Raw genomic sequence first — 20,350 nt, forward strand, 5'->3', positions numbered from 1 at the left:
CTCGAGGTCCTGGCCAGGATGGCCCCGGCGGGCGCTGCGGCCGGTCCGGCCGGCGACACGGCCGGCGCGGCTGCGCACAAGGTCTTCTACCTGCCGCGCCTGCGCGCCGATCTCCCCAAAGGCAGCCTGTCGCGCGGCGACGAAACTACGCTCGACCTGCTGTCGCGCATTTTCGAAACCGTGCTGCTGGACGACAGCATCCCGCCCGAGACCCGCAAGCTGATCGAGTTCCTGCAGGTGCCGGTGCTGAAGGCCGCGCTACGCGACCGCAACTTCTTCTTCGAGGAAGCCCACCCCGCGCGGCGCATGCTCGACCTGCTGTCCAGGGCCGGCTGGGAGCAGCCGCTGTCCAGCGACGATCCTTTGCTGAACGCGATGCGCAGCAGCGTCGGCCGCATCGCCGCCCAGGACCAGCCCGAGTTCGCGGCCGCCCTGGCCGAGCTGGAAGCCGGCCTGGCCGCCCGCGAACAGGCCGAGCAGGCGGCCATCGCCGGCCCCATCGCCCAGGCCACGCGCATCGAAAAGCAGGCGGCCGCCCAGCGCTCCGCGCAACGCGCGGTCTCGGTGCGCCTGGCCGGCGAAGACGTGGTGGCCCTGGTGTCCGGCTTCCTGGAGCAGCGCTGGACCCCGGTCCTGGCGCTGGCCTACAGCATCGAAGAAAGCAAGCCGGGCGCGGTCGACAATGCCACCCGCGCCATGGACGACCTGATCTGGAGCGTCAAGCCAAAGGCCACCCAGGAGCAGCGCAAGGCCCTGATCAAGGCCTTGCCTGGCCTGCTCACGACGCTCAATAAATGGCTGGACGCGCTGCGCTGGCAGGATGCGGAGCGCCTGCAATTCTTTGCCGGGCTGGCCGAATACCACGCCTCCATCGTGCGCGCCCCGATCGAGCTGTCGCCCGAGCGCCAGCTGGAACTGGCGATGGAAGCCGCCCAGCAGGACGCGCTGCGCCGCATCGCCCACGAACAAGCGGAGGCGGCCGAGGCCGAGCTGGCGGCCCAGGAAGACGCCGACCCGGCCGCCAGCGCCCTGGCCGCCCTGGAGCGCGGCATGCGCCTGGAGTTCGCCACCGGCGGCGGCGTGCGCAAGGTCAAGCTGGCCTGGGTCAGCCCGCTGCGCACCCTGTTCATCTTCTCGGGCGCGGGCCGCCAGGAAGCGTTTTCGCTGCCGGCCGAGCGCCTGGCCGAGGCTTTCCGCAGCGGCGGCATCAAGGTCCTGGCGCCGGAGGGCGTGGTCGGCCGCGTGCTGAGCGAGGCCGTGGGACAGGGCGCCGTCAACGACCCGGGCGCCGCAGTGGCTTAGGACGCACGATTCTTGCTCCCAGAGCAAGCACCAGTGATATGATTCATGTTTTATCGCTAGCCTCGCTGCCGAAGAAACGTGCGCCTCTCTTCCATTAAATTGTCGGGATTTAAGTCTTTCGTCGATCCCACCAATTTCCAGGTACCGGGACAACTCGTCGGCGTGGTCGGCCCGAACGGCTGCGGCAAGTCCAACATCATCGACGCGGTGCGCTGGGTGCTGGGCGAATCGAAAGCCTCGGAGCTGCGCGGCGAGTCGATGCAGGACGTGATCTTCAACGGCTCGACCCACCGCAAGCCGGCCGGCCGCGCCTCGGTCGAGCTGGTGTTCGACAACAGCGCCGGCAAGGCCGCCGGCCAGTGGGGGCAGTATGCCGAGATCGCGGTCAAGCGCACCCTGACGCGCGACGGCACCTCCACCTATTACATCAACAGCCAGCCGGTGCGCCGGCGCGACATCCAGGACATCTTCCTTGGCACCGGCCTGGGCCCGCGCGCCTACGCCATCATCGGCCAGGGCATGATCGCCCGCATCATCGAATCGCGTCCCGAAGAGCTGCGCGTCTTCCTGGAGGAAGCCGCCGGCGTCTCCAAGTACAAGGAGCGCCGCCGCGAGACCGAGAACCGCCTGTCGGACACACGCGAGAACCTGCTGCGCGTGGAAGACATCCTGCGCGAGCTGAACGCCAACCTGGAAAAGCTGGAAGCCCAGGCCGCGGTGGCCAAGCGCTTCCACCAGCTGCAGGCCGACCAGGAAGAAAAGCAGAAGCTGCTGTGGCTGCTGCGCAAGAACGAAGCCAAGGCCGAGCAGGCGCGCTTCTTCAAGGACATGGAAGAAGCCCAGACCGGCCTGGAAGAACAGACCGCCAAGCTGCGCAATGTGGAGCTCGAGCTCGAGCACATGCGCCAGGCCCACTTTTCCACCGGCGACCGCCTGCACCAGGCGCAGGGCGCGCTGTACCAGACCAATTCCGAGATCGGCAGCCTGGAAGCCCAGATCAAGTTCGTGGTCGAGTCGCGCACCCGCCTGCAGAACCAGCTCGGCACCCTGGCCGCCCAGCGCGACCAGTGGCTGGCGCAGGAGCAGGAAACCCGCGAGCAGCTCGAGGAAGCCGGGATGCAGCTGGAGGAACTGGCCGCGCGCGCGGAAGGCGCCCAGATCGCGGTCGAGGTCCACAACGAACGCCTGCCCGAGCTGGAAAGCGCCTGGCGCGCAGCCCAGGAAAAGTCGACCGAATCGCGCGCCCGCATCATGCAGGTGCAGCAGCGCATCGAGCTGTCCTCGGCCCACCAGCGCAACGCCGCCAATATCCTCACCAGCCTGGCCGCGCGCCGCGAGCGCCTGCAGCAGGAACGCAATGGCCTGAACCTGCCCGACAGCGCCACCCTCGACAACCTGCGCATGCAGCTGGAGGAAAAGCAGCTGGCGCTGGAAGAGCAGACCATGCTGCTGGACGACGCCACGGCGCGCCAGGATGCGGTCGAGCAGGAACGCAAGGAAGCCCACGCGCTGGTAACCAGCGAAAGCGCCGCCAGCGCCCAGCTGGAAGCGCGTTTGAGCGCGCTGCGCCAGATGCAGGACCGGGTCCAGACCCAGGGCAAGGTCCAGCCATGGCTGGAAAAGCACGAACTGTCCAAGCTGCCGCGCCTGTGGCAGAAGCTCGACATCGAAGAGGGCTGGGAAACCGCGCTCGAAGCCGTGCTGCGCGAACGCTCCGGCGCCCTGGAGATGTCGAACATCGACTGGGCCAAGGCCTTCTTCAGCGATGCGCCGCCCGCGCGCCTGGCCCTGTATGCGCCCCAGCCGGGCGCCCCGTCGGCCGCCGAGGTCCCGGGCCTGAAACCCCTGGCCAGCCTGCTGCGCCTGAACGACCCGGGCGTGCGCGGCGTGCTGAACGACTGGCTGCACCACGTCTTCGTGGCCGAGCACACGGCGGACGCCTTCGCCGAGCGCGCGCGCCTGCCGCGGGGCGGCTGCTTCGTCACGCGCCAGGGCCACATCGTGACCCAGTCGGCGGTGCGCTTCCACGCCCCGGACGCCGAGCAGGACGGCATGCTGGCGCGCCAGCACGAGATCGACAACATCGGTAAACAGCTGCGCGCCCAGGCCCTGCTGGCGGACGAAGCGCGCGCCCGCGCCACCCGCGCCGACGCCGCCGTCAGCGACTTGCAGCGCCGCCTGCAGGATGCGCGCCAGCGCGTCGGCAGCCTGACGCGCGACGTGCACGCGCTGCAGATCGAAGTGCTCAAGCAGAGCGAGATCGAAGCCCGCTTCAACCAGCGCAGCGGCCAGATCGCGGCCGACCTGTCCGAGATCGCCGCCCAGGAAGCCGAGCAGCGCCAGGCCGCTGCCGAGGCGGAACAAGAGTTCGAACAGCTCGACATGGAACTGGCCGAGCTGCAGGGCGCCCACGAGGACGGCCAGACCGCCTTCCTCGACCGCGAACGCATGCTGACCGAGGCGCGCGAGAAACTGCGCGAGCTCGAGCGCAGCGCGCAGGAAGCCCAGTTCGCCGAGCGTTCGCAGCGCGCCCGCATCGAGGAACTGCGCCGCAATATCGCCACCGCCGCCACCCAGGCCGAGCAGGTGGCCGCCAGCCTGGCCCAGGGCAAGCTGGAACTGGAGGCGCTGGAAGCCGGCACCGCCCACGAAGGCCTGCAGGAACTGCTGGACCGCCGCACGGCCCAGGAGCGCGCCCTGGCCGACGCGCGCCACGAGCTGGACCAGATCACACAGCAGCTGCGCCACGCCGAGGAAAGCCGCATGCAGGCCGAGCGCAGCCTGCAGCCGCAGCGCGACCGCATCACCGAGATGCAGCTCAAGGAACAGGCCGCGCGCCTGAACCAGGAGCAGTATGCCGAGGCCCTGGCCGCCACCGGCGCCGATGCCGAGGCCATCGCCGCGCTGGCCGAAAAGCTCGACCCCGAGATGAAACCGTCCTGGCTGCAGGGCGAGGTCACGCGCCTGACCAATGCCATTTCCGCGCTGGGCGCCGTCAACCTGGCGGCGGTCGAGGAACTGGCTACGGCCACCGAACGCAAGCGCTTCCTCGATTCGCAGAACGCCGACCTGCAGGAAGCCATCGCCACCCTGGAAGACGCGATCCACCGCATCGACCGCGAAACCCGCGAGCTGCTGCAGGACACCTTCGACCGCGTCAACGGCCACTTCTCGGAACTGTTCCCGATCCTGTTCGGCGGCGGCAACGCGAAACTGGTGATGACCGGCGACGAGATCCTGGATGCGGGCGTGCAGGTGATGGCCCAGCCGCCGGGCAAGAAGAACGCCACCATCCACCTGCTGTCCGGCGGCGAGAAAGCGCTGACCGCGACCGCGCTGGTGTTCTCGATGTTCCGCCTGAATCCAGCCCCGTTCTGCCTGCTGGACGAGGTCGACGCGCCGCTCGACGACGCCAATACCGAGCGCTTCTGCCGCATGGTCAAGCGCATGTCCGAGCACACCCAGTTCCTCTTCATTTCGCACAACAAGATCGCGATGGAGATGGCCAGCCAGCTGATCGGCGTGACCATGCAGGAACAGGGTGTGTCGCGCATCGTGGCGGTGGACATGGAGTCGGCCGCCGACCTGGCCGCCGCCTGAGAAAAGGGGCTCGGGGAGGACTGCAGTGTTCGGGATGTGTTGTCCGCTGTGCTACACTCGCCGCGCCCCGTCCGCTCCTGATCCCTCGATGACCTTTGCCGTATCCCCACTTGCCGCCAGCCCGGAAGCGCTGCAGTCCGCCCTGCGGCTGGCGCTCGATTCGCCCATGCCGATGGGCGTGGCGGCGCGCGGCTCCATGGACCTGGCGCCGAATGCCGCCCTGGCGGCGGCGCTGGGGCAGGGCGAATGCGCATCGCTGCGCATGCTGCTGGAGGCGGTCATGGAAGGCCGGCTGCCCCACGGCGCGGTCCTGCTCGAGCTGCCCGGCGGCCGCCTGCGCCTGACCGTATCGCCGGTGCGCGACGCCGGCGGCGCCATTGCCGGCGCCCTGTGCGTGGGCCAGCCGGCGCAGCAGGACGCCCTGGGGCGTCTGGGCGAAACGAGCCTGATCGGCGTGGTGCGCTACCACCAGGACGGCCGCGTCATCGACTGCAACGACGCCTTTCTTTCCATGCTGGGACTGGACCGCGCCGACATGGCGCGCGGCTTGTCCTGGCGCGCCCTCACGCCCGACGAGTGGGTGGCCGCCGACGAAGCATCGCTGGCCCGGCTCAGCGCGGACGGCGCGGTGGAGCCCTTCGAGAAGGAGTTTTATCACCGCGACGGTTCGCGCGTGCCGGTGTTCGTGGGCGGGGCAGCCGACCAGGACGACCCCGGCCAGGGAGTGTGCTTCGTGCTCGACATCTCCGCCATGCGCCACGCCGAACGCGCGTTCGCCGACATGGAGGCCAAGTTCAGGGCCATCACCAACGCCATGCCGCAGATGGTCTGGAGCACGCTGCCGGACGGCTACCACGACTACTACAACGACCAGTGGTACCAGTTCACCGGGGCCACGCCGGGCGACACCGATGGCGAGGGCTGGAACGGCATGTTCCATCCCGAGGACCAGGGGCTGGCCTGGGAGCGCTGGCGCCATTCGCTCGCCACCGGCGAGCCCTATGAGGTCGAGTACCGCCTGCGCCACCACAGCGGCGCCTGGCGCTGGGTGCTGGGCCGCGCGCTGCCGGTCTATGGCGAGGACGGCGCGATCCGGCGCTGGATGGGAACCTGCACCGACATCCACGAACAGAAGCTGACCCAGGACGCCCTGCGCGTGGCCGACCAGCGCAAGGACGAGTTCCTGGCCATGCTGAGCCACGAGCTGCGCAATCCGCTGGCGCCGATCCGCACCGCCGCCTCGCTGCTGCCGCTGGTCAAGGGCGACTCGGCGCGCATCGAGCACATCGGGCGCGTCATCGCGCGCCAGACCGCCCACATGACCGGCCTGATCGACGACCTGCTGGATGTGTCGCGGGTGACGCGCGGCATGATCACCCTGGACCGTGAACATGTCGCGCTGCGCCTGCTGGCCGACGAGGCGGTCGAGCAGGCGCGTCCGCTGATCGAGGCCCGCGGACACCGGCTGGCGGTGGCGGACCATGCCGGCCACGCGATGGTGCACGGCGACCGCAAGCGCCTGGTGCAGGTGATGTCCAACCTGCTGTCGAACGCGGCCAAGTACACGCCGGAAGGCGGCCGCATCGAACTGGCCTTGGAGCTGGACGGCGCGGCGGCGCGGATCGCGGTGCGCGACAACGGCATCGGCATGTCGCCCGAGCTGGCCGCCGGCGCCTTCGAGCTATTCCGGCAGGGAAAACGCACGCCCGACCGCTCCCAGGGCGGCTTGGGCATCGGCCTGGCGCTGGTGCGCAGCCTGGTCCAGCTGCATGGCGGGCAGGTCGCGCTGCACAGCGAAGGGGAGGGCAAGGGCTGCACGGTCGTGGTCAGCCTGCCGCTGGAGCGTGCGCCCGCGCCGTAGCGCCGGGCACGGGGAGTTGGTATGATGGCATGTCCCGCATATTCCGCATGACGCGGCGGGGCCATCCTAATGAATGAATCGCAGCATTCGCTACTGAGGCATAAGCAGCATGACAGATTTCCAAATGAGCCTGATCGCGGCCGGCGGCGTGTTCGTCGTCGGCGTCATCACCTATAACAAATGGCAGGAGTACAAGGCCAGGAAGAGCGTCGAGCGCGCGTTCGCCTCGGACCATGACGATGTCCTGATGCGCAGTGGCGCCGAGCCGGCGCTGGGCGAGGAAGAGGCCGACGGCCGGCAGCGCCAGGAGCCCGTGCTCGACCTGTCGGCCGAGCCGCCCCTGGCCCCCTTGTCGCCGCTGTCGCCGGAAGCCGGCGCGCCGCTCGCGCCCTCCGCGCCAGCGCCGTCCGCCGCTCCCGCCGCGTCGTCCTCGTCTGCGCCCGCGGTGACGCTGCCGGGCACCAAGCCCGACATGCCGCCCGCCGAGCTGGCGGAATGCCTGGTCGATCCGCTGATCGACTGCCTGATCCCGCTGACCCTGGAAGCGCCTGTTCGCGGCGACAAGATCCTGCCTTCGCTGCACAAGCTGCGCCGCGTCGGCAGCAAGCCGATCCACTACATCGGCTTCGCCGTCAGCGGCGACTGGGAGCCGATCGTGCACGGCGGCGTCTACACCAAGCTGCAGGCCGGCGTGCAGATGGCCACCCGCACCACGGCCCTGAACGAGATCGAATACTCCGAGCTGGTCACCCGCCTGCACGCGGTGGCCGACGAAATCGGCGCCACCCCGGAAGTGCCGGACATGATCGAGGTCATGAGCGAGGCGCGCACCCTGCACCGCTTCGTGGCGGGCCACGACGCCCAGCTGGGCGTGAACCTGGCCGCCAACGGCGCGCCCTGGGCTATCTCGACCCTGATCGGGGCGCTGGAAAACCAGGGCTTCGACGTGCGTCCGGACGGCCGCTTCGCCATGCCCGACGGCGAGGGCGGTGTGCTGTTCACCCTGTCGACCAACGTGACCCTGGGCGCGGACACCACCTCGCGCCTGACCCTGCTGCTGGACGTGCCTTGCGTGGCCCCGGCCCGCGACGGCTTCGGCGCCATGGTCGCCTGCGCCAAGGCCCTGACCGCGCGCCTGGATGCGACCATCGTCGACGACAGCGACCAGCCGCTGATGGACGAAGCGCTGGAAGCGATCAAGGGCCAGGTCGACGAGTTCTACCAGGAGATGGAGGCCTCGGACATCCCGGCCGGCTCGACCCGCGCGCTGCGCCTGTTCAGCTGAGGGTGAACCGTGACGGCCAACCTGGATCCGATTGCCCGCATGAAGTGGCTGGTCGAGGAACTCAACCGCCACATCTATAACTACCACGTGCTCGACGCGCCGACGATTCCGGACGCCGAGTACGACCGCATGTTCGTCGAGCTCCAGCAGCTGGAAGCCGCCCACCCCGCGGCGGTGACCAACGACTCGCCCACCTTCCGCGTGGGCGCGGCGCCGATCCCCGAGTTCAAGCAGGTGACGCACGCGTTGCCGATGCTGTCGCTGAACAACGGCTTCTCCGATGAAGACATCGACAACTTCGACCGCCGCGTGCGCGACGGCCTGGACAAGCACCAGGTTGAGTATGCGGCCGAGCTGAAGTTCGACGGCCTGGCGATCAGCCTGCGCTACGAGAACGGCGTGTTCGTGCAGGCCGCCACCCGCGGCGACGGCTACACGGGCGAGGACGTCACGGCCAACATCCGCACCATCAAGGTGATTCCGCTGCGCCTGCACGGCGCCGACCTCCCGGAGGTGCTGGAAGTACGCGGCGAAGTGCTGATGTTCAAGCAGGACTTCGACAGCCTGAACCAGCGCCAGCGCGACGCCGGCCAGAAGGAATTCGCGAACCCGCGCAATGCCGCCGCCGGCAGCCTGCGCCAGCTCGACGCCCGCATCACGGCCCAGCGCAAGCTCCGTTTCTTCGCCTACGGCATCGGCCTGCTGGAAGGCGCCGAGCTGCCGGCATCGCATTCGGCGGTGCTGGACTGGTTCGGCCGCCTCGGCCTGCCGGTGTCGAAAGAGCGCGCGGTGGTCACCGGCTGCAAAGGCATGCTGGACTACTTCAGTTCGATCGGCGCCAAGCGCAAGCAGCTGCCCTACGAAATCGACGGCGTGGTCTACAAGGTCGACAAGGTGGCCGACCAGGCCCGCCTGGGCTTTGTCTCGCGTGCGCCGCGCTTCGCCCTGGCCCATAAATTTCCGGCCGAGGAAGCCCTGACCACGGTGCAGGCCATCGACGTGCAGGTGGGCCGCACCGGCGCCATCACGCCGGTGGCGCGCCTGACCCCGGTCTCGGTGGGCGGCGTGACCGTCACCAACGCCACCCTGCACAACGAAGACGAAGTGCGCCGCAAGGACGTGCGCGTGGGCGACACGGTCGTGGTGCGCCGCGCCGGCGACGTGATTCCCGAGGTGCTGTCGGTGGTGCTGGAGCGCCGTCCGCAGCCGCTGGCGCCGATGTACGAATTGCCCAGGACCTGCCCGGTATGCGGTTCGCACGTGGTGCGCGAAGAGGGCGAGGCCGTGGCGCGCTGCTCTGGCGGCCTGACCTGCGCCGCCCAGCGCAAGGAAGCGATTCGCCACTTCGCCGGCCGCCGCATGATGGACATCGAAGGCTTGGGCGACCGCTACATCGACAGCCTGGTCGAGTGCGGCCTGATCCACGGCGTATCCGACCTGTACAAGCTCACCCTGGACGACCTGCTCAAGATGAAGCGCCTCGCGGACGAGCGCGACGGCACCACGCCCGAGACAGTCAAGAGCGGCAAGGTCGCAACCAAGTGGGCCGACAACCTGCTGGACGCGATCAAGGCCAGCAAGCAGCCGCCGCTGGAGCGCCTGCTGTTCGCCCTCGGCATCCGCCACGTCGGCGAATCGACCGGCAAGACCCTGGCCGACTGGCTGGGCCGCTTCGAGCTGGTCCGCCGCGCCCCGGCCGCGCTGCTGCGCGTGCTGCCCGACATCGGCGGCACCGTGGCCGAGGCCATCGCCGAATTCTTCGCCGAAGAAAAGAACCAGAAAGCCATCGACGCGCTGCTGGCCGCGGGCGTGACGCCGCAAGGCGAGCATGCCCCCAAGGCCCAGCTGCGCGAGAAGCTCGACGAGGTCACGCTGCTGGCCGCGCTGGGAATCCCGAAGCTGACCGAGCCGCGCGCCCGCCAGCTGGTGCAGGAAGGCCAGACCCTGGAGTCGCTGGCCCACCTGAAGGTATTCGGCGTGTTCGGCCTGCCGGCCAATGTGGCGGCCTCGCTGGAGGAATGGATGGCGGTGCCGGCCAACCGCGAGATGCTCGGCAAGCTCTCCGCGCTGCGCCAGGAACTGCTGGCCCAGCTGCCCGAGGCGGCCCAGGAAGCCACGGGACCGCTCACCGGCAAGACCTTCGTGCTGACCGGCACCCTGCCGACCATGAGCCGCGATGCGGCCGGCGCGCTGATCGAGCAGGCCGGCGGCAAGGTCTCGGGTTCGGTGTCGAAGAAAACCTCCTACGTGGTCGCCGGGGCTGAAGCGGGCAGCAAGCTCGCCAAGGCCGAGGAACTGGGCGTCACGGTCCTGGACGAAGCAGGCCTGCTGGCCCTGCTGAACACATGAAGGTATCGCCATGAGCCTGATCCGCAAAGCCGTCTTCCCCGTCGCCGGCCTGGGCAGCCGCTTCCTGCCGGCGACCAAGGCGCAACCGAAGGAAATGCTGCCCATCGTCGACAAGCCGCTGATCCAGTACGCGGTCGAGGAGGCGGTGGCCGCCGGCGTGACCGAGCTGGTCTTCATCACCGGCCGCAACAAGCGCGCCATCGAGGACCACTTCGACAAGGCCTACGAACTCGAATCGGAGCTCGAGCAGGCCGGCAAGCACGCGCTGCTCGAAGTGGTGCGCAATGTGATCCCGAAGAACGTCACCTGCATCTACATCCGCCAGTCCGCGCCCCTGGGCCTGGGCCACGCGGTGCTGTGCGCGCGCCCGGTGATTGGCAACGAACCCTTCGCGGTGCTGCTGGCCGACGACTTCATGGACAGCGCGGCCGGCCACAAGCCGGTGCTGGCCCAGATGGCCGACGTCTACGCCTACGAGCGCAGCAGCATCCTGGCGGTGCAGGACGTGCCGCGCGAGCATACCCGCCAGTACGGCATCGTCAGCGCATCGGCTTACCGCACCGACCTGGAGCTGGTGTCGGGCATCGTCGAGAAGCCGCAGCCCGAGGTCGCCCCGTCGACCCTGGCCGTGGTCGGCCGCTACGTGCTGTCGGGCGCCATTTTCGACCACCTGGAAAACCTGGGCACGGGCGCGGGCGGCGAGATCCAGCTCACCGACGGCATCGCCTCGCTGATGAAGCAGGAGCGCGTGCTGGCCTACCGCTACGCGGGCCAGCGCTACGATTGCGGCTCCAAGCTGGGCTACCTGAAAGCGACCGCCGCCATCGGCCTCAAGCATCCGGAGACGGCCGAAGGCTTCCGCGCCTGCCTGGCCAGCCTGCTGGAAGGACGGGGCGCGCCATGAGCGTGCGCGGGATCCTGCGCATGGGCGACCCGCGCCTGCTGCGGGTGGCCGAGCCGGTGCGCGAGTTCGACACGCCCGAGCTGCACGCGCTGATCGCCGACATGTTCGAGACCATGCACGCCGCCAGTGGCGCCGGCCTGGCGGCGCCGCAGATCGGCATCAACCTGCAGCTGGTGATCTTCGGCTTTGCTAACAACCAGCGCTATCCGGACGCGCCGCCGGTGCCGGAGACGGTCCTGATCAACCCGGTGCTGACGCCGCTCTCCGAAGAGATGGAAGAGGGCTTCGAAGGCTGCCTGTCGGTGCCGGGCCTGCGCGGCAGCGTGCCGCGCTACACGCGCCTGCACTACGAAGGTTTCGACCAGTTCGGCCGGCGCATCGTGCGCGACGCCGAGGGCTTCCATGCGCGCGTGGTGCAGCACGAGGTCGACCACCTGCTCGGCATCCTGTACCCGATGCGCATCAAGGATTTTTCCCGCTTCGGCTTCACCGAAGTGATGTTCCCCCATCTCGACCCCGGAGCCGACGATTGAAGCGTCTTTCCCTGCATGTGGCCGCCGTGTGCGCGGCCTGTTTCGCCACGCTCCCCGCGCAGGCGGATGAGTGGTTCACCAAGATCGATGCGGCGCCGAAGAGCGAGTTCTGGCTCGATACCGGCTTCGCGACGGCGCACTGGGATAATGACAAGGACCTGAACGGAGCCAACAAGGGGCTGGCGGCGGAATACCGCTTCAGCGGCACCATGGCGGCGACGGCGGGGCGTTTCTATAACAGCGACCGGGCGTGGTCCAACTACGCGGGCGTGATCTGGCAACCGTATGCGATCGGCCCGGTGCGCGCCGGGCTGGCGCTGGCGGCCTTCGACGGCTATCCGAACATGCGCCATGGCGGGTGGTTTCCGGCCGCGATTCCGACGCTGACCTACGAATACCAGCGGGTGGGGGTGAATGTGGGGATTATTCCGTCGTATAAGGATCGGCTGTATGGCGGGGTGTCGGTGCAGCTGAAGTTTAAGCTGTTTGACGGCGCCAAGTGAAAAAAACGGGATGCGAGGCATCCCGTTTTTTTATGTGGGCTTACCTTGGATCCCGGCCTTCGCCGGGACGACGTGCTGAGGGAGCAGGCTGAAACTGCGGTCGCGAACCGCCGGCCTAAAAACCGTCGTTCCGGCCAAGTTTGCAAGAACACCAGCAGCTCAGCTTTCCTTCGGATACGGACTCTTCCCACCCGCCGCAATAAACGCATCGATCCTCTGCTGCAGCACCGGCAGCGGCACCGACCCCAGCTGCAGCACCGTATCGTGGAAGTTCCGGATATCGAACTTCGGTCCCAGCGCCTTCTCCGCCCGCGCCCGCGCCTCCTGGATCGCCATCTGCCCCAGGTAATACGACAGCGCCTGCCCCGGCCACGAGATATAGCGGTCGACCTCGGTCTCCACCTCATGCTTCGCCAGCGCCGTATTCTCCATCAGGTAAGCCTGCGCCTGCTCCCGCGTCCATCCCTTGGCGTGGATGCCGGTATCGACCACCAGCCGCGAGGCGCGCCAGGCCTGGTAGCTGAGCATGCCGAACACCTCGTAGGGAGTCTCGTACATCCCCATCTCCGTTCCCAGGCGCTCCGAATACAGTGCCCAGCCCTCGCCGAAGGCCGAGATGTAGGCGCGGCGGAAATGCGGCACGCCTTTCTGCTCCTGGGCCACCGGCATCTGGAAGGCGTGACCCGGCGCCGATTCGTGCAGGGTCAGGGCCGGCAGGCTGTACAGCGAACGCGCCGGCAGGTTGTAGGTGTTGACCCAGTAGGCCCCCGGACCGCCGCGTCCCGCCGTGTAATACGGCGCCTGGTCGTCGGGCACCGGCAGGATGGCGAAGCGGCGGCGCGGCAGGTAGCCGAAATACTGGTCCGCCTTGGCGTCGAATTTCTTCGCGATCCAGGCCGCCCGCATCAGCAGTTCTTCCGGCGTCTTGGCGTAGAAGCGCGGATCGGTGCGCAGGAATTGCAGGAAGGCCGGCAGGTCCCCCTCGAAGCCGGTCTTCTTGATGGTCTCGAGCATCTCGGCCCGGATCTTGGCCATTTCCGCCAGCCCGATCGCATGGATCTGGTCGGCGCTCAGACTGGTCGTGGTGTACTCGACGATCTTCGACTGGTAATAGGCTTTTCCGCCGGGCATGCTCTCGGCAGCGAGGGTGGTGCGCGCCTTCGGCACATACTCGCCGACGAAGAAGTCCAGCACCTTGCCGTAGGCCGGCTGCACCTTGTCGCGGATCGCCGCCGCGCCCGCCGCGCGCAGGGCCTCGCGCTCGGCCGCCGGAATCGTCGCGGGCATGTCCTTGAACGGGGTGTAGAACACGGTCTCCTGCGGCGACCTGGCCTGGGCCACTGACACGATGGTGCTCTCGCGCCCGGCCAGGGTCACCCTGGGCGGCGTGAAGCCGCGCGCCAGGCCTGCGCGCATGTTCGCCAGTTCCTGGTCGAAATAACCCGGCAGATTTTCCAGCTGGCGGACATAGTTGCGGTAGTCCTGCACGTTCTTGAACGGGCGCCGTGCGCCGAAGGTCACGTCGGTCCAGAATGCGCTGTCGGCGTTCACCGGCTGCTCGTATTCGCGGAAGCGCTGGGCCTCGACGAAGGCCGCGATCTGGGCGCGGTAGACCGCAAAATTGATGCGCTCGTTCGGCGACAGGTTGGCCGGGCGGATCGCGTCGAGTTCTTTCAGGATGCCTTCCCAGTAGAGGCGGCGCGCTTCCTGGGCCGGTCCGTCGACGCGCGCGATGTCCGGGCTGACCCCGCGTTCGTCGTCGGCGCGCGCCAGCTTTTCCGAGACGCGCCATTTCCACTCTTTGGTGTAAATTGTCTTGAACCGTGTGTCCGCCTGCGTGGCAGCCGCGGCGGGAGCCATCGCAGGCCCCATCGCAAGACCCAGCAGTACACAAGCCGTCGTGACGACGGCGCCCAGCTTGATATCCATTCTCCACCCGCTTTGAAAAGAGCATTATTGCCCGGCGGTATGCATCTTAGCCGGGAAAACGGGGAATGGATACAGCTCACGAGTAACCAGTAGACGACGAAAGAGAATGGCGAATTCCGGCGAATCGCGCCCCGGCTCGGAGCAGCGGGCGCAGATGGGCGAAGGCGGGCTGCCGGCCGGCCTGACCGAGCACGCCCTGCGCCAGCAGGTGGCCGCGCTCGAGGCCGAACTCGCGCGCACGCGCGCCATGGTGCGCGAACGGCACCAGCTGGCGCGCGAGGTAGAACAGTTGCGCCGCCATGCAGGCGAGGCGGCGCAGCTGCGCGAGCAGGTTGCCGGCGCCGGCCGCCGCCAGAACGAATTCCTCGCCATGCTGGCCCACGAACTGCGCAATCCGCTGGCGCCCCTCAGCATGTCGGCCAGCCTGCTCGACAGCGTGGCCGGCCATTCGGGCGAGATGGCCCAGGTCTCGCGCGTGATCCGGCGCCAGGTGGACCACATGGCGCACCTGCTCAACGACCTGCTCGACGCCGCACGCCTCAGCAGCGGCAAGATCACCCTGAAGCTGGAACCCTTGCTGCTTTCCGACGCCATCGAACAGGCGCTGGAAACAGTAGGCCCGCGCCTGCGCGAGCGCCGCCAGCAGCTCGAGGTGCGCCTGGCGCCCGAAGCCCTGGTGGTGGACGGCGACGCGGTGCGCCTGACCCAGGTGTTCACCAACCTGCTGGGCAACGCCTCGAAATACACCGGCGACGGCGGCCGCATCGCGCTCAATGCGCGGCGCGAGGACGGGCAGGCCGTCGTCACCGTCAGCGACAACGGCGCCGGCATCGATCCGGCCATGCTGCCCCAGATCTTCGACCTGTTCACCCAGGGCCCGCGCTCGCTGGCGCGTTCGGAAGGCGGGCTGGGCGTGGGCCTGAGCGTGGTGCGCAACCTGGTCGGCATGCACGGCGGCCGGGTCGAGGCGGCCAGCCAGGGGACGGGGCAGGGCAGCACCTTCACCGTGCGTCTGCCGCTCTCCCAGGGCCGGCCCGCATGGCAGGCGCCGCCAACGCGCGCAGCGGGCGAGCGGCCCTCGCGCATCCTGGTCATCGAAGACAACATCGATGCCTGCGAGACCCTGCGCACCCTGCTGGAAATATCCGGCCACGAAGTCGAGACGGCGTCCGACGGCATCACCGGGCTGGAACGGGCGCGCGGCGGCCGCTTCGACGTGCTCGTGTGCGACATCGGCCTGCCGGGCATCGACGGCTATGGCGTGATCGAGGGCTTGCGCGCGGTGCCGGGCGGCCAGGCGCCATTCGCCATCGCGCTGTCCGGCTACGGCCAGCTCGAGGACCGGGAACGGGCGCTGGCGGCTGGGTTCGACCGCTACCTGGTCAAGCCGGCCGCGCCGGAATCGCTGCTGGCCATGGTGGCCGAGGCGCGCACGGCCGCCGGTTTGTGACGCCCCTTCGTAGCCTTGGCAGGTGTGCATCATGAAGTTTTGTCATGCGGGAGGACGACAGGGGCTATAATGGCGCGAGCCCGTCCGCGGAACAGAAGATCACCGCATTGCACGGCACCGCACACCAACAGCGCGCGCGCGTGCATGGACCATCAATGACAATCACGGCAGCAATTTGTTTCGCGACCCAGACATGATGACGAGTAAGGGCGACACGGGCCGCCCGCAAGGCCACGCCCATCTCATCCAGGCCTGGCGGCGCCTGGCTGTCCAGCTCGGGCCGCTGATTGGCGACAACGGTTTTTGCGCGCTGTTCGGACGCGCTTGCCGCCTGGTCGGCCCGGACTTCCGCTGGCTTGCCGGAACGCCCGCGTGCAAGGCCTGCGACGCGCAGGTCGGCGCGCTCGACGCCATGCTGGCCGGCGTTACCCCCGAGCAGGCCGAGGCGGCGCACGCCGCCTTGCTCAAGACCTTCACCGAGCTGCTTGCCGCCCTGATCGGGCAGGCGCTGGCCACACGTTTAGTCGACGCCGCGTTGCTCGACGGGAATGCGCAGAATGCACAGGAGCATATGTAATGACGGATAAAGTAAGCCTCGGGAAATTGAGCACCGGGGTGCCCGGACTCGATATGCTGCTGGGGGGCGGACTGAGCGAATTCTCCTTCAACCTGATCGCCGGGGCGCCCGGCTGCGGGAAAACGACGCTGGCCCACCAGATCATGTTCTCGCTGGCCAACGCCGACCGGCGCGCGCTGTTCTTCACCGTGCTGGGCGAGCCGCCGCTCAAGATGCTGCGCTACCAGCAGCAGTACAGCTTCTTCCAGTTCGACAAGGTCGGCACCGCAATCCGTTACGTGAACCTGGCCGATGACTTGCGCGCGGGCGACTTTTCCGGGGTGCTCGAACGCATCATGAAAGAGGTGGAGGATTTCGCGCCGAGCCTGGTGTTCGTCGATTCCTTCCGCTCGGTGGCGCAGACCGCGCGCGCCGGCAACGAAGGCGTGGCCGACCTCCAGCACTTCATCCAGGAGCTGGGCACGCGCATGACCAGCTGGCAGGCGACCACCTTCCTGATCGGCGAATACCTGCATAGCGACGTCGAGGCCAATCCCATCATGACGGTGGCCGACGGCATGATCGCGCTGGCCCAGCTGCACGAGGAAGACTCGGTGGTGCGCAAGATCCGCGTGGTCAAGATGCGCGGCCAGGCCCACATGGCCGGCTCGCACACCTTCCGTATCACCGACGACGGCGTGCGCGTCTATCCGCGCGTGCTGCCGCCGCTGGCCGACGACCGCCAGCCCGGCGCCGGGGTGGACCGCGAGCCGCGCCGTATCTCGACCGGCGTCCCGGGCCTGGACGAGATGCTGCACGGCGGCTTGCCCCAGGGCCACTCGGTGCTGGTGACCGGCCCCAGCGGCTGCGGCAAGACCATCCTCGGCACCCGCTTCCTGCAAGAGGGCGCGCGCCAGGGCGAGAAGGGCGTCGTGATGTCCTTCGAGAAGGGCACGGCGCGCCTGCGCAACGCCCAGCTGGCGCAGCTGGTGCAGGCCGGGGACGTCGCCGTGGTCGAGAGCCGCATGATCGACCTGACGATCGACGAGCTGCTCGATGAGCTGAACCAGGCCATCGACCGCACCGGCGCCACCCGCGTGGTGGTCGATTCGCTGTCCGAGTTGGGCCTGTACCTGGCGCCGGAAAGCCGCGACCGCCTGCGCACCGTGGTGTTCCGCATGCTGGCCTCGCTGGCCAAGCGCGGGGTCAGCGCCGTGGTGACGATGGGACTGGACGACCAGTTCACGCGCTTCCAGATCAGCCAGGCCGAGATTGCCTACCTGACCGACGCCATCGTCATCATGCGCTACGGCGAGGCCGACGGCCAGCTGCGCAAGTTCCTCTCGGTGGTCAAGGTACGCGGGTCCGGCCACAGCCAGGAACTGCGCGAGTACGCCATCGACGACGAAGGCTTCGACATCCATCCGCAGCGCACCGAGTTCGAGGGCGTGCTGCACGGCCTGCCGCAAGCGCGCAGCAGCGGATACTGAGGCCGCCGATGACGACGTTTCAGGAGGAAGAGCACGGCTCACTGCGGCGTCTGTCGAACGACGAAGAGGGATTTGCCGGGGCGCATACGCGCGAGGAGATGCTGCTGGGCCGCATCGGCGCCCTGGAGGCCGAGGTGGAGGCCCTGCGCGCGCAAGCCGTCCGCAGGCAGGAGCTGGAAGTCCTGGTGGAACAACTGCGCGAAGCGAACGGCAACCTGGTCATGGCCGCCGTCAACGCCCAGGCCTCGCGCGACGACGCCGAGGAAACCAACCGGCGCCAGAACGAATTCCTGGCCATGCTGGCCCACGAATTGCGCAATCCCCTGGTGCCGATCAGTATGTCGGCCAGCCTGCTGGACCGCGGCGCAGGGGTCGGCCACCAGGCCCGGCTGAGCCAGGTGATCCAGCGCCAGGTCGAACACATGGCCCACCTGCTCGACGACCTGCTCGATGCGGCGCGCCTCAGCCTGGGCAAGATCACCCTGAACATCCAGCCGCTCGATATCAACGCCGTCATCGACCAGGCCGTCGAGACGGTACAGCCGCGCATCCGCGAGCGCGGCCAGCGGCTCGAGCTGCGGCTGCCGCCCGAGCCGGTGGCGGTGGACGGCGATCCGGTGCGCCTGACCCAGGTCTTCACCAACCTGCTGAGCAATGCGTCGAAATACACCCAGGACGGCGGCTGGATCCGGCTTGCGGTCGACTGCGGCGACGAGATCGTGGTCACGATCGCCGACAACGGCAGCGGCATGGCTCCCGAAACCATCGTGCACGTGTTCGAGCTGTTCACCCAGGGGCCGCGTACGCTGGCCCGTTCGGAAGGCGGGCTCGGTGTCGGCCTGAACGTGGTGCGCAACCTGGTCGGCATGCACGGCGGCGCGGTGGGCGTGTCCAGCCCCGGCATCGGCGCGGGCAGCGTGTTCACCGTGCGCCTGCCGCTCGCGCCGGACCATGCGCCGGCGGAGCCGGAGGCTTCGGCGCCGCCGGCGCAGGCCGGCGGCCAGCGCATCCTGGTGGTGGAGGACAACGCAGACGCCTGTGAAGTGCTGCGCATGCTGCTCGACATCGAAGGCCACAAGGTCGACGTCGCCGCCGACGGCCATGCCGGCCTGGCGCTGGCGCTGGCGGGTAACTACGACGCCATCGTATGCGATATCGGCTTGCCGGGCATCGACGGCTACGAGCTGATCGCGCGCCTGCGCGAGGGCAGCGCGGGGGCCGCGCCGCTGGCGGTGGCGCTGTCCGGCTACGGGCACGCCAGCGACCGCGAACGGGCCATCGCGGCCGGTTTCGACCGCTACCTGGTCAAGCCGGTGGGGCCGGCGGCGCTGCTGGAGGCGCTCGGCGCCAGGCAGTGATCTTCCTCAGGCGTGGCCGAGCTGGCGCTCGAGGCGCGCCAGCGCTTCCTCGATGCGTTCGTACTTGGTCGCATACGAAAAACGCACATGGCGCGCCGGCGCCGCGAAGCCGAAGTCGTCGCCCGGCACGATGGCCACATGGGCGTCGCGCAGCAGCGCCATGCTGAAGGCGGCACTGTCGGCGCGGTCGCGGTGCGCCACTTCGTGGATGTCCGCATACACGTAGAAGGCGCCGTCCGGCATCACCGGCACCTGGAAGCCCAGCTTGCGCAGGCTCGGCACCAGGAAGTCGCGGCGGCGCTGGAACTCGCGCCGACGTTCCTCGAAAATGGCCAGCGCCTCCGGGTGGAAGCACGCCAGGGCCGCATGCTGGGCCACGGTAGGCGCGCAGATGAACAGGTTCTGGGCCAGCTTTTCGAAGACCGGCACCAGTTCGTCCGGGACCACCAGCCAGCCCAGGCGCCAGCCCGTCATGTTGAAGTACTTGGAGAAGCTGTTGACGGTGATGACCTGGTCGCTCACGGCCAGCGCGCTGAGCGGCTTGTGGTCGTAGCTCAGGCCCTGGTAGATCTCGTCGACGATGGCGAAGCCGCCGCGTGCCTGCACCGCGGCCAGCATGTCGCGCAGCTGCTGCGGCGTCATCGAGGTCCCGGTCGGGTTCGAGGGCGAGGCCACCAGCACGCCGCGCGTGCGCGCGTTCCAGCGCTCGGCCACGTGCCGGGCGCTGAGCTGGTAGCGGTCTTCGCTCGGGGAGGGCACCAGCACCGGGGTGCCGCCGAAGCTCGAGACGAAGTGGCGGTTGCACGGGTAGCAAGGATCGGGCATCAGCACTTCGTCGCCTTCGGCCACCAGGGCGGCGCAGGCCAGCAGCAGGCCGGCCGAGGCGCCGGCCGTGACGACGATGCGGCGCGGATCGATGTCCAGGCCCTGGACCGCCGCGTAATGGCCGGAAATCGCCTCGCGCAGCTCGCGCAGGCCGAGCGAATCGGTGTACTGGGTAACGCCGCCGCGGATCGCTTCCATGGCGGCGGACGCCACGATGTCGGGCGCGGTGAAGTCGGGCTCGCCCACGCTCATGCTGATGACGTCGGCGCCGCCGCGTTTGAGTTCGCCGGCGGCCTTGACCATTTCCATGACGCGGAAGGGTTCGATGGCGTGGACGCGCTGGGCGACCTGGAGGGCGCGCGCGGCCTGGGAGTCGGGGGAAGTGGTGAATGACATGCTGGTGGA

Annotated in this window: 14 protein-coding genes; 12 read left to right on the plus strand and 2 right to left on the minus strand. The window is 68.7% G+C overall.

The features are described 5' to 3' along the window. The 8 genes from J8847_RS12160 to J8847_RS12195 all read left to right on the plus strand — a co-directional run. Nucleotides 1-1,302, plus strand: a 1,302-nt coding sequence (locus J8847_RS12160; protein ID WP_211524974.1) for a DUF1631 family protein, incomplete at its 5' end; no start/stop codon positions are given. Between the two features lie 78 nt (nucleotides 1,303-1,380). After that, a complete protein-coding gene (gene smc, locus J8847_RS12165; protein WP_211524975.1) occupies nucleotides 1,381-4,902 on the plus strand; it encodes a chromosome segregation protein SMC in 3,522 nt (1,173 codons plus the stop codon). 88 nt (nucleotides 4,903-4,990) lie between these two features. Next, nucleotides 4,991-6,763, plus strand: coding sequence for a PAS domain-containing sensor histidine kinase (locus tag J8847_RS12170; RefSeq protein WP_211524976.1), 1,773 nt, complete (start codon nucleotides 4,991-4,993; stop codon nucleotides 6,761-6,763). 109 nt (nucleotides 6,764-6,872) lie between these two features. After that, nucleotides 6,873-8,048 carry a cell division protein ZipA C-terminal FtsZ-binding domain-containing protein gene (locus J8847_RS12175; protein ID WP_211524977.1) on the plus strand — a complete coding sequence of 392 codons (1,176 nt, stop codon included), beginning with the start codon at nucleotides 6,873-6,875 and terminating at the stop codon, nucleotides 8,046-8,048. 39 nt (nucleotides 8,049-8,087) lie between these two features. After that, the gene (gene ligA / locus J8847_RS12180; RefSeq protein ID WP_211525056.1) at nucleotides 8,088-10,397 is read left to right on the plus strand and encodes an NAD-dependent DNA ligase LigA; all 2,310 of its coding nucleotides are present in this window, start codon (nucleotides 8,088-8,090) and stop codon (nucleotides 10,395-10,397) included. Between the two features lie 10 nt (nucleotides 10,398-10,407). Then, nucleotides 10,408-11,301, plus strand: coding sequence for a UTP--glucose-1-phosphate uridylyltransferase GalU (gene galU / locus J8847_RS12185; RefSeq protein WP_211524978.1), 894 nt, complete (start codon nucleotides 10,408-10,410; stop codon nucleotides 11,299-11,301). Continuing rightward, nucleotides 11,298-11,834 (plus strand): peptide deformylase, encoded by a 537-nt coding sequence (gene def / locus J8847_RS12190; RefSeq protein WP_211524979.1) that lies wholly within the window; start codon nucleotides 11,298-11,300, stop codon nucleotides 11,832-11,834. Before galU ends, def begins: the two co-directional genes overlap by 4 nt. Further along, nucleotides 11,831-12,337 (plus strand): hypothetical protein, encoded by a 507-nt coding sequence (locus J8847_RS12195; RefSeq protein ID WP_229429968.1) that lies wholly within the window; start codon nucleotides 11,831-11,833, stop codon nucleotides 12,335-12,337. Before def ends, J8847_RS12195 begins: the two co-directional genes overlap by 4 nt. A 159-nt stretch (nucleotides 12,338-12,496) precedes the next feature. Here the strand turns inward: J8847_RS12195 and J8847_RS12200 are convergent, their stop codons facing one another. Continuing rightward, complete coding sequence (locus tag J8847_RS12200; RefSeq protein ID WP_211524980.1) at nucleotides 12,497-14,266, minus strand: DUF885 family protein; 1,770 nt, start codon at nucleotides 14,264-14,266, stop codon at nucleotides 12,497-12,499. Nucleotides 14,267-14,372: 106 nt separating this feature from the next. Between J8847_RS12200 and J8847_RS12205 the strand changes: the two genes are divergently transcribed. The 4 genes from J8847_RS12205 to J8847_RS12220 all read left to right on the plus strand — a co-directional run bounded on the left by J8847_RS12205 (nucleotide 14,373) and on the right by J8847_RS12220 (nucleotide 19,120). Continuing rightward, a complete protein-coding gene (locus tag J8847_RS12205) occupies nucleotides 14,373-15,716 on the plus strand; it encodes an ATP-binding protein (protein ID WP_229512763.1) in 1,344 nt (447 codons plus the stop codon). Nucleotides 15,717-15,909: 193 nt separating this feature from the next. After that, entirely contained in the window at nucleotides 15,910-16,293 is a 384-nt protein-coding gene (locus J8847_RS12210; RefSeq protein ID WP_211524981.1) for a hypothetical protein, read from the plus strand. Continuing rightward, the gene (locus J8847_RS12215; RefSeq protein ID WP_211524982.1) at nucleotides 16,293-17,762 is read left to right on the plus strand and encodes an ATPase domain-containing protein; all 1,470 of its coding nucleotides are present in this window, start codon (nucleotides 16,293-16,295) and stop codon (nucleotides 17,760-17,762) included. The genes J8847_RS12210 and J8847_RS12215 overlap by 1 nt, the downstream gene beginning before the upstream one ends. An 8-nt stretch (nucleotides 17,763-17,770) precedes the next feature. Next, nucleotides 17,771-19,120 carry an ATP-binding protein gene (locus J8847_RS12220; RefSeq protein WP_211524983.1) on the plus strand — a complete coding sequence of 450 codons (1,350 nt, stop codon included), beginning with the start codon at nucleotides 17,771-17,773 and terminating at the stop codon, nucleotides 19,118-19,120. Nucleotides 19,121-19,126: 6 nt separating this feature from the next. Here J8847_RS12220 and J8847_RS12225 read toward each other — a convergent pair whose 3' ends face one another. Next, nucleotides 19,127-20,341, minus strand: a complete 1,215-nt coding sequence (locus tag J8847_RS12225; protein WP_211524984.1) for a pyridoxal phosphate-dependent aminotransferase — start codon at nucleotides 20,339-20,341, stop codon at nucleotides 19,127-19,129. Nucleotides 20,342-20,350 lie beyond the last annotated feature (9 nt).

Source organism: Massilia sp. AB1 (assembly GCF_018119385.1).
In the GTDB taxonomy this organism is placed as follows: Bacteria; Pseudomonadota; Gammaproteobacteria; order Burkholderiales; family Burkholderiaceae_D; genus Telluria.

Excerpts from the sequence above, each read along its gene's own strand:
- galU (WP_211524978.1), top strand. The coding sequence starts at position 10,408 with ATGAGCCTGATCCGCAAAGCCGTCTTCCCCGTCGCCGGCCTGGGCAGC.
- def (WP_211524979.1), top strand. The coding sequence starts at position 11,298 with ATGAGCGTGCGCGGGATCCTGCGCATGGGCGACCCGCGCCTGCTGCGG.
- J8847_RS12175 (WP_211524977.1), top strand. The coding sequence starts at position 6,873 with ATGACAGATTTCCAAATGAGCCTGATCGCGGCCGGCGGCGTGTTCGTC.
- J8847_RS12210 (WP_211524981.1), top strand. The coding sequence starts at position 15,910 with ATGATGACGAGTAAGGGCGACACGGGCCGCCCGCAAGGCCACGCCCAT.
- J8847_RS12215 (WP_211524982.1), top strand. The coding sequence starts at position 16,293 with ATGACGGATAAAGTAAGCCTCGGGAAATTGAGCACCGGGGTGCCCGGA.
- J8847_RS12170 (WP_211524976.1), top strand. The coding sequence starts at position 4,991 with ATGACCTTTGCCGTATCCCCACTTGCCGCCAGCCCGGAAGCGCTGCAG.
- J8847_RS12225 (WP_211524984.1), bottom strand. The coding sequence starts at position 20,341 with ATGTCATTCACCACTTCCCCCGACTCCCAGGCCGCGCGCGCCCTCCAG.
- J8847_RS12200 (WP_211524980.1), bottom strand. The coding sequence starts at position 14,266 with ATGGATATCAAGCTGGGCGCCGTCGTCACGACGGCTTGTGTACTGCTG.
- J8847_RS12205 (WP_229512763.1), top strand. The coding sequence starts at position 14,373 with ATGGCGAATTCCGGCGAATCGCGCCCCGGCTCGGAGCAGCGGGCGCAG.
- ligA (WP_211525056.1), top strand. The coding sequence starts at position 8,088 with ATGAAGTGGCTGGTCGAGGAACTCAACCGCCACATCTATAACTACCAC.
- J8847_RS12220 (WP_211524983.1), top strand. The coding sequence starts at position 17,771 with ATGACGACGTTTCAGGAGGAAGAGCACGGCTCACTGCGGCGTCTGTCG.